We start from the raw sequence: 12,366 nt of genomic DNA on the forward strand, positions 1-12,366 counted from the left end.
TGTGCAACCACGCGTCTGCGGATAGAATTCCCACCATGGAGCATGCGACGACTCACCTCACCGCCCCCGGGCCCACCCTTGCGCCGGCGCGCAGGACCACCGTCGAGGACGACCTCGGTCGCCACCTCGGCGTCCTGCTGCGCGCCTACCAGGCGACGCTCGGCCCGCTGCTCGCCGAGCTCCCGCACGGCACCCGCGGCTACCAGGTGCTCGTCGCGGTCGCCGCCGGTGACCAGCCCAACCAGCTTGCGCTCGCGGCTCACCTGGGGATCGACCGTACCGTCATGACGTACGTGATCGACGACCTCGTGGCGTCCGGTCTCGTCGAGCGCCAGCAGAACCCCACGGACCGCCGCGCCCGCCGCGTGGTCGCGACCGAGACCGGCCGCATGACGCTCACCGAGCTCCAGCGCCGCGTGCACGACGCCGAAGATCGCCTCCTCGGCGCCCTCGCCCCCGCGCAGCGCGCGGTCTTCCGCAACCTGCTCCAGGCCGTCGCCTGCGGGGTGCGCGACGTAGCGCCCGAGGTGGACCCGTGCGAGGCCGCCGGGGCGGTGCTCACCTGAGGGGCGGTGCTCACCGGGGACCGCGGTCCCTGGTCGGTCCCGGGCGGGCCGTCTGTGACGGCTACGACCGACCTGCCCTGGCCTGGTTGAGACGACGGGCGGCCGCGCGCCGTTCGTGCACCGAGATGAGGCGCCGCCTGCGCAACGAGATCTGCAGGAGCGTGTACAGCACGACAGACCCAACCAACCCGATCCAGCCGACCGCATCGGAGGCATCGACGGTCCCGGGGAACAGGGTGAGGAACGCAGAAACCTCCTCACCGTAGATATCGGTCATCGTCGAGCCTGCCCCCCAGGCGCCGAGACTCGCCCACAGGCCGATCTGCAGCCACGCTTGAGCGGGGGTGAACAGCAGGCCGTGCACCCGTGGCACGGCATCTACAGCCTGGATCGTGCTGAAGAAGAGCAGGGCGAACAGCACCGGTGTCGCCATGATGACGGCGAAGACCGTACCGAGGTCCCCGCTGTCTGCGATCAACCCGCCGCCGGAGACGACCCACGCGAGCATCGCGAGATTTCCCGGGACCATGAGTGTAAAGACGAGGTCCGGCCACCGGCGGTGCCAGGGCGGTCGCGCCTCCGCCGATGCGCGGGAGCGTCCCAGGCGGTGTCCCCTGAGGCGCGCCGAGAGGTGGACCATGAGCACCAGCCAGCCGGCGGCGGCGACGGTCTGGCCGACCGTGGACAGCGTCCAGATCGGCCCCTCGTCACGAGGTGGCGGGCCACTCGGATCGAGTGAGATGGGCAGTGCCCACGTGGCCGCCGCGTCCCATGCGGATGCGACTGACCACAGGAGGATCCCCGCCCAGGTCGCGACGAACAACGTCCGCTGCAGGGCGGTGAGACGAGCGTCGTCGCGACCGATGCCCTGGCGCCGGGCAAGGGCGAGGGACGACGTCAGCGCGAAGGCCACGATGGCCGCAGCTCCGATCCGCAGCACCAACCCTTCGGGCAGTCCCAGGCCCGCGGCGAGCACGGTCGAGGCCACTGCGATGTTGACCACAGTCATGGCAGCGAAGTTCGATCCGCGGACCGCGGCGCGTGTCGTCACAAAATGCGAGCATAGGGCATGCCGGAAGAAAAGGGCCCTAACCCACCGCGTGCACCGGAGCCGCCAGCACGACCCCGGACCCGTCGCGGCGCGGGTCGGCCTCCGGCAGCGACACCGGCTGCCCGGCCGAACCGGTCGCGTGCGGGGGAGCCACGCCCACCCAGGCAAGGATGAGGGTGTCTTCGCCCTTGAGGAAGCGGTGCGCCCGCACCCCGCCGGTGGCCCGCCCCTTGGCCGGGTACGCCTCGAAGGGCGTGACCTTGATCGCCCCGGTCTGCGTCCCTGGCAGCGCGTCCTGTGACCCGGAGACGGTCACGACCGCGTGCGGGCCGTCGTCGGGCAGGACCGCCCCGAAGAAGACCACCTGGTGGCCCGCGCCCAGCTTGATGCCCGCCATGCCGCCCGCTACGCGGCCCTGGGGGCGTACGGCGGAGGCCGGGAAGTGCAGCAGGCTTGCCTCGGAGCTGATGAAGACGAGCTCGGCGTCGTCGGCGACCGCGGCCGCGCCGACGACGGTGTCGCCTGCCTTGAGGGCGATGATCTCCCAGCTGTCCTTGGCCGGGAAGTCGCCGCGGGCGACCCGCTTGACCACGCCGGTCGCGGTGCCTACGGCGAGCGTGGGCGCGTCCTCGGCCAGGGAGACGAGCGAGATGACCGTCTCCCCGGGGTCGACGGCGCAGACCTCGATCGTGGGCACCCCGCCGGACAGGCTCGGGGCGCCCTGGGTGGGCGGCAGCGAGGGCAGGTCCAGGACCGACACCCGGATGATCCGCCCGCGCGAGGTCAGCGCGCCGATCTCGGCGCGAGCACTCGTGGCGACGACCGAGCGCAGCACGTCGTGGGCGTGGCGGTGGTCGTCGCGCAGGACCGGTTCGTCGCCGGCGGTGCGGGCCAGCAGCCCGGTCGCGGACAGCATGACCGAGCACGGGGTGTCCTCGACCTCGAGCGGGACCGCCGAGCCCCGGGTGGGAGCCAGGCCGGCCGCGCCGGCCGCACCGGTCACCCCGGCCCCGGCCGAGTCGAGCAGGATCGTGCGACGCGGGGTGCCGTAGATACGGGCCACGTCGGCCATCTCCTGGCTGACCACGGAGCGCAGGCGGGCGTCGCTCGACAGGATCGCCATGAGCTCGGCGATCTCCTCGGTCAGGGCCGCCTGCTCCTTCTCCAGGTCGAGCTGGGAGAACTTCGTCAGGCGGCGCAGCCGCAGCTCGAGGATGTACTCGGCCTGCGGCTCGGACAGGTCGAAGACGCTGCGCAGCCGGCCGCGGGCGGTCTCGGCGTCGTCGGACGTGCGGATCACCTGGATCACCTCGTCGATGTCGACGATCGCCAGCAGCAGGCCCTCGACCAGGTGCAGGCGTTCCTGGCGCTTGGCCAGGCGGTGCTCGCAGCGCCGACGCACGACGTCGAGGCGGTGGTCGACCCACACCGAGAGCATCTCGCGCAGGCCCAGGGTGCGCGGCTGACCGTCGACGAGGGCGACGTTGTTCATGCCGAAGGAGTCCTCCATCGGCGTGTAGCGGAAGAGCTGCTCGAGGACCGCCTCGGGGTTGAAGCCCGTCTTGATCTCGATGACCAGGCGCAGCCCGTGGGAGCGGTCGGTCAGGTCGGTGACGGCCGTGATGCCCGAGAGCTTCTTGGACTGCACACCTTCCTTGATCTTCTCGATGACCTTCTCCGGGCCCACGAGGTAGGGCAGCTCGGTGACGATGATGCCCTTGCGCTTGGGCGTGACGTTCTCGACGCGGGTGGTCGCCCGGGTGCGGAAGGACCCGCGGCCGGTGCGGTAGGCGTCCCGGATGCCCTCGAGGCCGATGATCTTGCCGCCCGTGGGCAGGTCCGGACCGGGCACGAAGCGCATGAGGTCCTCGAGCGCGGCCTTGGGGTTGGCCACGAGGTAGCGCGCGGCCGCGATCACCTCGATGAGGTTGTGCGGGGCGAGGTTCGTCGCCATCCCGACGGCGATCCCCGACGCGCCGTTGACCAGCAGGTTGGGGATCGCGGCTGGCAGCACCTCGGGCTGGACCAGCTTGTTGTCGTAGTTCGGCACGAAGTCGACGACGTCCTCGTCGAGACCGGTCGTCATGACCAGGGCCGCCGGGGCGAGCCGTGCCTCGGTGTACCGCGGGGCGGCGGGGCCGTCGTCCAGGGAGCCGAAGTTGCCGTGGCCGTCGACCATCGGCAGGCGCAGGGAGAAGGACTGCGCCATGCGCACGAGGGCGTCGTAGATCGCGGTGTCGCCGTGCGGGTGCAGCTTGCCCATGACCTCGCCGACGACGCGCGCGGACTTCACGTGGGCGCGGTCCGGGCGGAGGCCCATGTCCGCCATCTGGTAGAGGATGCGGCGCTGGACCGGCTTGAGGCCGTCCCGGGCGTCGGGCAGAGCGCGCGCGTAGATGACCGAGTAGGCGTACTCGAGGAAGGATCCCTCCATCTCCGCCGAGACATCGATGTCGATGATCTTCTCGGTGAAGTCCGCTGGATCGATCGTGGGACCGGCGCCGGTCGACTTGCGTGCCATCGGGTTCGGCTCCTCAGCGGTTGTCAGGGTAGGAGTGGCGGGCAGAGTACATATTCCCACGACCGACGGTGTGCCCGGTCTTCGGGGGAAGCGGGCACGCCATAGCCTGTACCTGTGACCAGCGCACCGGATGAACCAGCGAGCCGTTCGGCGTCGGACCGCACCTACCCGCGCGAGTGGGAGGCCGACGTCGTGCTGCGCGACGGCACGACCGCGCGGCTGCGCCCCATCCGGGTCGGCGACCGCGACGCGCTGCAGCGCTTCCACACCCGCCAGTCCGAGCGCTCGACGTACATGCGGTTCTTCGCCGCGATGGAACGACTGTCCCCTCGGGACCTCACCCGCTTCACGGTCGTGGACCATCACGACCGGGTCGCGCTCGTCGTGGTGGCCGCCGTGCCCGGCCCGGACGGGCAGGGTACGCACGAGGAGATCATCGGCGTCGCCCGCTTCGACCGGATCGGCCCCGGGGAGGCCGAGGTCGCCTTCAACATCGCCGACTCCCACCAGGGGCGCGGACTCGGCTCGGTCCTGCTCGAGCACCTCGCCGCGGCCGCCCGCGAGGTCGGCGTGCGCCGGTTCACGGCCGAGGTGCTGCCCCAGAACGGCAAGATGCTCACGGTCTTCCGGGAGGCCGGATACAAGACCACCCAGCACGTCGACGACGGGATCGTGTCGGTGAGCATCGACCTCGACCCCACGGAACGTTCCCGCCAGGTCATGGCCGACCGCGAGCACCGCGCCGAGGCCCGCAGCATACGGGGCCTGTTCACCCCCGGCTCGGTCGTCGTGGTCACCTCGCCCCAGGCCGACGACTACCAGACCCAGCTGGCTGTCCGGGTGGTCGGTGCCCTGCTCGACGCGCGGGGCGCCGTCGACCCGGTCGTCCTGACCGTCGTCGGCCTCGCGCCCCACGCCCGCCAGGCGATCGAGGAGCGGCCTGCGGTCGCCGACGCAGCCTCGCCCGTCGCCTTCGTCGACACCCTCGGCGAGGTCGACGGCCCAGCCGACCTCGCCGTCCTCACCGTCCCGGCGACGGAGGCCGCCGACGTGGTCCGCGCCCTCGCCCCGCTGTCCGTGCGCGCCGTCGTGGTGGCGGGCCCCGGCTATGCCGAGACGGGGGAGGACGGCCTCGTGCTGCAGCGCGCCGTGGTGCGGTCCGCGCACGCGGCGGGCATGCGCGTCGTCGGCCCAGGCTCCTACGGGCTGTTCGCCCAGCGTCCCGAGGTGACCTTCAACGCCTCCCTCGCCCCCGCCCTGCCACCGGCCGGCCGGGTCGGGCTGTTCTGCCAGTCCGCCCCGATGGCCGTGACCGTCCTGGCCACGGTCGCCCGGCGCGGGCTGGGCGTGTCGTCCTTCCTGTCCGCGGGCAACCGCGCCGACGTCTCGGGCAACGACCTCATGCAGTTCTGGCAGGACGACGACTCGACCGACGTCGTGGGCCTCTACCTCGAGTCGATCGGCAACCCGCGCAAGTTCTCCCGGATCGCCCGGAGGCTCGGCCTGGTCAAGCCCGTCGTGGTCGTCACGGCCGGCCGGTCCGGGCACATCGTGCCGCCCGGGCACGCCGTGCGCACGACCCGCGCGCCACGCCGCACGCTCGAGGAGATGTTCCGTCAGTCCGGGGTGATCCGCGCCGAGAACACCCACCAGATGATCGACATCATCCAGCTCCTTGCCCACCAGAAGCTGCCCCAGGGGCGCCGGGTCGCGATCGTGGCGAGCTCGGCGCCGCTGGCCGCCGTGGTCGCCGAGGCCGCCGGTTCGGCCGGGCTCGTGATCACCGGGCGGGTCGGGATCGTCCAGGACGGTGCGACCGAGGCCCAGGTCACCGATGCGGTCGACGCGGTCTACGAAGACGGCGCGAGCGACGTGGTCGTCGCCGTGCACGTCCCGGTCCTCGGACGCCAGGACGACCGGTTCTGCGAGGCGGTGGCCCGTGCCGCCGCGCGCACCGGCCGACCGACCGTGGCCAGCATCCTCGGCCTGCACGGGCTCGTCCCCCTGCTCACTGCGCCCGCTCCGGACGGGTCGATGGTCACAGTGCCGGCGTACTCGACCCCAGAGGACGCCGTCCAGGCCCTCGGCGCAGTCGTGCGGTACTCGGCGTGGTTGGGGCAGGACCACGGTGAGGCGCTCGTCTACCCAGATGCTGACGTCGCCGGCGCTCGGCGCATCATCGAGGCCCACGCGGGCGACGCACGCAGCAGCGACCTCGCGGCGGAGGAGGTCCGGGCGCTCCTGGGGTGCTATGGCATCGACCTGTGGCGCTCGGTCCGGGTCACGGACGTGGACGGGGCGGTGGCCGCGGCCCACGACCTGGGCTGGCCGGTCGCGCTCAAGAGCACGGCCGAGTCGCTGCGTCACCGCGCCGACCTCGGCGGTGTGCGCCTGAACATCGCGGACGAGGCCGAGCTGCGCACCGACTACGAGCAGATGTGCCTGGGGCTCGCGGACCACCTGCCCGTCGGCCGGCACGGCGGCGGGGCGGCCCAGTTCGAGGTGCAGCGCATGGCCCCGAGCGGGGTGGCCTGCGTCGTACGATCGACCGAGGACGTGCTCTACGGACCGGTCGTGTCCTTCGGGCTCTCCGGCGACGCGACCGACCTGCTCGGCGACATGAGCTACGGGGTCCCCCCGCTGACCACGACGGACGTCGCGCAGATGGTCCGGTCCATCCGCGCCGCACCGCGGCTCTTCGGCTACAAGGGGCTGCCCGAGGCCGACGCGAGCGCGATCGAGGACCTCATCGGCCGGGTCTGCGAGCTCGCCGAGAACCACCCCGACGTCCAGTCCCTCGAGCTCTACCCGGTCGTGGTCGCCGAGCGCGGGGCCACGGTGCTCAGCGCGCGGATCACGGTGGGCGCGGCGAACCGCAAGGACGGCCTGCGCCGGGCGCTGCCCGACTGACGACGGGCACGGCGCAGCGACCCGAGCGCCGTCTGCGGCGTTGTCGGCGACGGCGCCTACTATGGGTACGTGTCTTCGACCAGCCCTGACCTCCGTACCGACCTGCACCGCCAGCTCAACCGCGCGGGCTACTACCCCGACCTCGTCGCCGACGTCCTCGACGTTGCGCTCGCCGACGAGCCCGTCGAGGCCCACCTCGTCCACGTCGAGACGACGTTCACGACCTCCGAGGTGCGCCGTCACGTGACCGTGCTGGTGCTGACCGCCTCCCGGCTGGTCCTCGCCCACGTCGACGACCACTCCGGCGATCCTGCGGGTGACCACCTGGACGGCCACGACGTCGACGAGCACGCCGCACCCCAGTCGAGCGCCGCCGCGACGACCGAGGCCGTCCCGCTGGCCCAGGTGAAGTCCGTCGTGCTCACGCACATGGTCAACTCGCCCGAGAACCATGTGCCTGGAGCGCCGCCTGCCGAACTCACCCTCGCGGTCGGCTGGGGCGCCGTCTCTCGCATCGACCTCGAGCCCGCGCAGTGCCCCGACCCGCAGTGCGAGGCCGACCACGGGCTGACCGGCTCGGTCGCCAACGACGACGTCCTCGTGCGGATCAGCGCGCAGGCCGAGGGGCAGGAGGCCGTGCGGTCCGCGGTCGCCTTCGCCAAGGCTCTCTCGGCAGCGACCGGGCACGCCGCCCGGGGCGGGATCCGGTGATCCCGGGGCCCACCACGAGCCTCACCGACGCCGCCCGCAGCCTGGGCTTCCTTCTCCCGGACTCCGGTGGCCGCAGCCTGTCTGCCGTCCTGCCCGCCGTCGCGGGGAGCCTGGGCGTGACCGACGGTGCCGGGCGCTTCGGGGCGGCCCAGCGGCTGTTGCGGCTCGCGCCCGCGGAGCGGGTGTGCGTGGTCCTGATCGACGGGCTCGGCTTCGAGAACCTCACCGAGCGCAGCGGCCACGCGCCGTTCATGCGCTCCCTGCTGGCCGACGGTGGCGAGCTGACCTGCGGCTTCCCCTCGACCACGGCCGTGTCCATGGGGATCTTCGGAACCGGCACCGGACCGGGACGGACCGGCCTTCTCGGCTACACCGTCCGCAACCCGCACACTGGCGCTCTCGCCAACATGGTGTCCTGGACCGGGCTCGGCGCCCCCGAGGACGTCCAGCGCGAAGGGACCGTCTTCGAGGCGATCACCGGCGCCGGGATCGCGGTGACCACGGTGGGCCCGGCCAAGTTCGCACAGTCCGGGATGACCCGAGCGGCGCTGCGCGGTGGCCGGTACTGGAACGCGGAGTCGTTGGCCGACCGCGTCGACGCGGCCTCCTACGAGCTCATCTCACCCGGTCTCGTCTACCTGTACTGGGGAGACGTCGACAAGATCGGTCACCACGAGGGCGCCCGGTCCTGGCAGTGGGGCGACGCCCTCGAGGCCGCTGACCGCGAGATCGAACGCCTCGCGCGGACCCTGCCGAGCGGAACCCGCCTGATCATCACCGCCGACCACGGCATGGTCGACGTCGACGTCTCCAAGCGCTGGGACGTGGCACAGATCACCGGGCTGAGCGAGGGCGTCAAGATCGTCGCCGGAGAGCCCCGGGCCGTCCACGTCTACTCCCGCAAGGCCAGCGGCGCACCGGCCGTCGCCGCCCGCTGGCGCGACGTGCTCGGCGACGGCGCGCTCGTGGCCACCCGCGACGAGGTGATCGACGCAGGCTGGCTGGGACCAGTGTCCGACCACGTCGCGCCGTACATCGGCGACGTGATCGTGGCGCTGACCGGGGCCGGGACCGTCGTCGACTCCCGGACGCAGAGCGCCGCCTCACTCGGGCTCCGCGGGGTCCACGGCTCGCTCACCCCACGCGAGATGCGCATCCCGTACCTGACGCTCAGCGTCTGAGAGGCGCGCGGGCCCGAACGTGTTCCGGCCCGCGCACTCACTCCGGCTTCGCGCCGAAGACGATCTCGTCCCAGCTGGGCACCTTGGACCGGGCCCGGCGGCTCGCGCGCGGCTTGGCCGGCTCGTCGGCCGGCGTGGCATCGCTCGTCGCGGTCGGGGCCGTCGCAGGCGCGACCGGTGCCTCGGCGGCAGTCGGGACCAGGGCACGTCCCGTCGGGTCGGCAGACGTCTCGGCCTTGGCGGGCTCCTGGGAGCCCGCGTCATCGGTCGTGGCCGCCGGGTGGGCGGTCTTCGGGAGGGAGTAGACCCGGGCGTCGCGCTCGTCGCCGGCGGGGTGCGCGCCGGGCGCGTCCGCGTCGAGGTTGAAGGTCGACGGCGGGCCGAAGCCCTCGAAGCCGGTCTCGTCGTCGAGGTCCATCTGCTGGCGCACGCCGCGTCGCCCCTGCAGGTCGTCGAGCAGAGCCGACGTCTCCTCGAGCTCGACGTCACGGGGGTCCGGGACAGCCACGGTGAGGTCGGCGCGCCGGGAGTCGGTCAGGCGGGCATCGATCGCGTCGAGCACGGGGCGGATCGAGCCGTCCGCCTCGACGTCGAAGACCGAGGCGCGGACCGAGGCCAGGTGGCGACGGGGGATGGGCTCGTCGGCGATCTCGGTCTCGGAGAGCCAGCGGGCCTCGTCCTCGAGGGCGTGCAGCGAGCGTGCCGGCGCGTCGAAGGTCCAGCGGGCGATCCGTTCCTGGCCGCCGACGTCGAAGGCCACTGTGACGATCCAGCCGTGACCGTCCGGGCGCGCCGCGTCCCACTCGAGCGTCTCGGTGTCCACGCCGCGAGCTGCGAGACGGTCGGTGACCAGGTCTCCGAGGGTCGGTGAGCTGTTGTCCCGGCCGACGCGGGTGGCCGCGGCCTGCTGGGCGATGAAGGCACGCTCGGCGAGCACCGGGCCCTCGTAGCGGCGGACCTGGGCGACGGTGATGCCAGCATCTGCGGCGATCTCCTCGGCGCTCTGGCCGGCGCGCACGCGGGACTGGATCTCGCGCGGGGGCAGTACCCCTGCGCCCTGGGACCTCAGGTGCTCCAGTCGCGGACGATCACCGCGGACCGCTGCGCGCAGCGCATCGGTGATCGGTAGACGGAGCTTCTTGCCACCCGGACCCGCCAGGACGAGGTGCTCCCCGTCGTCGTGCAGCCCGACGAGCCGTAGTTCACCTGCACTCAACTCAACCATGCGTCCTCCTGTGGCACCTGCTTTACGTGCCAGGGTGCCATCTTCTCGGGGCCCCGTGGCGCACGTGGGTCGGTGCGCCGCGCCTGGAGATGGAAGGTCCTCCTCCGCGAGGTCGGCCCGTGCGGCGTCAGGCAAGATGATCCTATGACCCCAGACCCTTCAGCACACGCCGTCACCCTGCCCGACGCCGCAGCGCTCGCCGCGCTGCGCAGCCTCGCCGAGCGCGCGGCCCTCGCCGCCGCGGACCTCGTGCGGACCACTCGGCCCGACCAGGTGACCGTCGCGGCGACGAAGTCCTCCCCGGTCGACGTCGTCACCGCGATGGACGCGGCGTCGGAGGTCCTGCTCCGCAAACTCATCCTCGCCGAGCGTCCGGACGACGCGATCCTCGGTGAGGAGGACGGCCACGTGGCCGGCACGAGCGGGCTCACCTGGGTCATCGATCCGGTCGACGGGACGGTCAACTACCTCTACGGCGTGCCGGCCTACGCGATCTCCGTCGCGGTCGTGGCCGGCGCGGCGGACCCGCGGGAGTGGACGGCCCTGGCCGGTTGCGTCGTGCACGTGAGCGGTGGGACGAGCTGGACGGCTTCGCGCGGAGGTGGTGCGACCCGGGACGGCCAGCCGATCTCGGTCAACGCCGCAAAGGACCTGTCCCAGAGCCTCGTCGGGACGGGCTTCGGCTACGCGAGCGAGCGCCGGGCGGCTCAGGCGCAGGTCCTCACGCATGTGCTGCCACGGGTCCGGGACATCCGACGGATCGGGTCGGCGGCCCTCGATCTGTGCATGGTCGCCCAGGGCACGCTCGACCTCGTCTACGAGCGCGGGCTCAATCCGTGGGACATGGCTGCCGGTGCGCTGATCGTCGAGGAGGCCGGGGGAGTCGTCACCGGGCTGCGGGGGATCCCGGCGAGCCCAGACATGACGGTCGCAGGCCCGGGGGGGTCCGTGGCCGAGCTCGTGGCGCTGCTCGAGGAGCACGGGGCCGACCAGGGCGCCTGAACCAGGTATGGTCTGGCGGATACCCAGTCAGTACTCAGCAGGGACTCAGCCGTCGTTCGGCTGCCATCCTGCCGCGAAGACGTTTTCAGAGCCAGATCGGCGCGATCTGTGGACAGTGAGCAAAATCACTAGGCCGAAGATATGCGGTGGGCTCGAAAATGTTGCACAATCCCTTCGCCACCCGGGAACAACTGGAGTGGCCCGAGCATTACATGCGTAAGCAACGAATTGCGTCACACCGAGGGGCCTCGCGGTCGCTTCGGCACCCACCAAACATCTGCAATGGAGTGTGAGCCCACACATGGCAACCGACTACGACGCCCCCCGCAAGACAGAGGAAGACCTCAGTGAGGATTCTCTCGAAGAGCTGAAGGCGCGTCGCTCTGACAAGAGCTCAGGAGTCGTGGACGAGGACGAGACGGAAGCAGCCGAGGGCTTTGAGCTTCCCGGCGCCGATCTCTCCGGCGAAGAGCTCTCCGTCCGCGTGCTCCCGCGTCAGGCGGACGAGTTCACGTGCTCGAGCTGCTTCCTCGTCCACCACCGCAGCCAGCTCGCCAGCGAGAAGAACGGCAAGCAGATCTGCTCGGAGTGCGCTTCCTGACCTTCAGGCTCGCACTCAATCGTTTACGAACCGCGCGATCGTCCCCTGGACGGTCGCGCGGCGTCGTTGGCGGTCGATCCCGGTCGCGGTCGCGACTCTGGCCGTCACGGAGCGGTCAGGGCGGCCGCCAGGTCGCGTGCGCGCCGGCTGGAGACGATCCAGTACGGCGTCGGGTCCGCAGGATCGGTGACCTTGACCCGCACCCCGCCCCCGGCCCACGTACGCAGGCACGCGAAGGCCCGCGGGTCCCACTCGGTGCCCATCGCCCGGAGCACCTCGGCGCGGTCCAGGACCGTGGCCTCCCCGAGCAGCGCGAGGGGGATGTGCGCCTTCCCGGCGACCAGCTCGCCGTCGCGCACCGCGACGACGGGGGAGTACGCCCAGGCCAGCAGGACGCCGACGGCCAGTGCCACCAGACCGGTCACGACCGCGGCGGCCGTGCTGGCCACGGTCGCTGCGAGGCCGAGGATCGCCGCGGTGACCACCACACCGATCCACCCGCCCGGACCGGGCAGCAACCGCTCGGAGAAGCTCGCCCCGGCGGGGCTCGGCGTCACGTGGGCAGGATCTGGCGCGGGAGAAGTCATGGGATCCATGA

General features: G+C 72.0%; 10 protein-coding genes. 6 read left to right on the forward strand and 4 right to left on the reverse strand.

Annotation, left to right across the window (positions count from 1 at the left end; genetic code table 11):
* The first annotated feature begins 35 nt into the window (after positions 1-35).
* Complete coding sequence (locus BLQ50_RS11825) at positions 36-566, forward strand: MarR family winged helix-turn-helix transcriptional regulator (protein ID WP_093183936.1); 531 nt, start codon at positions 36-38, stop codon at positions 564-566.
* Between the two features lie 61 nt (positions 567-627).
* Here BLQ50_RS11825 and BLQ50_RS11830 read toward each other — a convergent pair whose 3' ends face one another.
* A complete protein-coding gene (locus BLQ50_RS11830) occupies positions 628-1,617 on the reverse strand; it encodes a hypothetical protein (protein ID WP_139185813.1) in 990 nt (329 codons plus the stop codon).
* A gap of 37 nt (positions 1,618-1,654) precedes the next feature.
* Entirely contained in the window at positions 1,655-4,138 is a 2,484-nt protein-coding gene (locus tag BLQ50_RS11835) for a DNA gyrase/topoisomerase IV subunit A (RefSeq protein ID WP_093183939.1), read from the reverse strand.
* Between the two features lie 114 nt (positions 4,139-4,252).
* Between BLQ50_RS11835 and BLQ50_RS11840 the strand changes: the two genes are divergently transcribed.
* From BLQ50_RS11840 to BLQ50_RS11850, 3 genes are all read left to right on the forward strand, one after another.
* Positions 4,253-7,048 (forward strand): GNAT family N-acetyltransferase, encoded by a 2,796-nt coding sequence (locus BLQ50_RS11840; protein WP_093183940.1) that lies wholly within the window; start codon positions 4,253-4,255, stop codon positions 7,046-7,048.
* Positions 7,049-7,117: 69 nt separating this feature from the next.
* Complete coding sequence (locus BLQ50_RS11845; RefSeq protein WP_093183941.1) at positions 7,118-7,759, forward strand: DUF5998 family protein; 642 nt, start codon at positions 7,118-7,120, stop codon at positions 7,757-7,759.
* Entirely contained in the window at positions 7,756-8,940 is a 1,185-nt protein-coding gene (locus tag BLQ50_RS11850; RefSeq protein ID WP_245701160.1) for an alkaline phosphatase family protein, read from the forward strand. Before BLQ50_RS11845 ends, BLQ50_RS11850 begins: the two co-directional genes overlap by 4 nt.
* A 37-nt stretch (positions 8,941-8,977) precedes the next feature.
* Here BLQ50_RS11850 and sepH read toward each other — a convergent pair whose 3' ends face one another.
* Positions 8,978-10,165 carry a septation protein SepH gene (sepH, locus tag BLQ50_RS11855; RefSeq protein WP_093183943.1) on the reverse strand — a complete coding sequence of 396 codons (1,188 nt, stop codon included), beginning with the start codon at positions 10,163-10,165 and terminating at the stop codon, positions 8,978-8,980.
* A gap of 144 nt (positions 10,166-10,309) precedes the next feature.
* Between sepH and BLQ50_RS11860 the strand changes: the two genes are divergently transcribed.
* Both BLQ50_RS11860 and BLQ50_RS11865 read left to right on the forward strand, forming a co-directional pair.
* Positions 10,310-11,167: an inositol monophosphatase family protein gene (locus BLQ50_RS11860; protein ID WP_093183944.1), complete on the forward strand. Its 858-nt coding sequence runs from the start codon at positions 10,310-10,312 to the stop codon at positions 11,165-11,167.
* A gap of 301 nt (positions 11,168-11,468) precedes the next feature.
* Positions 11,469-11,768, forward strand: coding sequence for a DUF4193 domain-containing protein (locus BLQ50_RS11865; protein ID WP_093183946.1), 300 nt, complete (start codon positions 11,469-11,471; stop codon positions 11,766-11,768).
* A gap of 104 nt (positions 11,769-11,872) precedes the next feature.
* Here the strand turns inward: BLQ50_RS11865 and BLQ50_RS11870 are convergent, their stop codons facing one another.
* A complete protein-coding gene (locus BLQ50_RS11870) occupies positions 11,873-12,355 on the reverse strand; it encodes a DUF3093 domain-containing protein (protein WP_093183947.1) in 483 nt (160 codons plus the stop codon).
* Positions 12,356-12,366: the final 11 nt, after the last annotated feature.

Source organism: Sanguibacter gelidistatuariae (assembly GCF_900096585.1).
In the GTDB taxonomy this organism is placed as follows: domain Bacteria; phylum Actinomycetota; class Actinomycetes; order Actinomycetales; family Cellulomonadaceae; genus Sanguibacter; species Sanguibacter gelidistatuariae.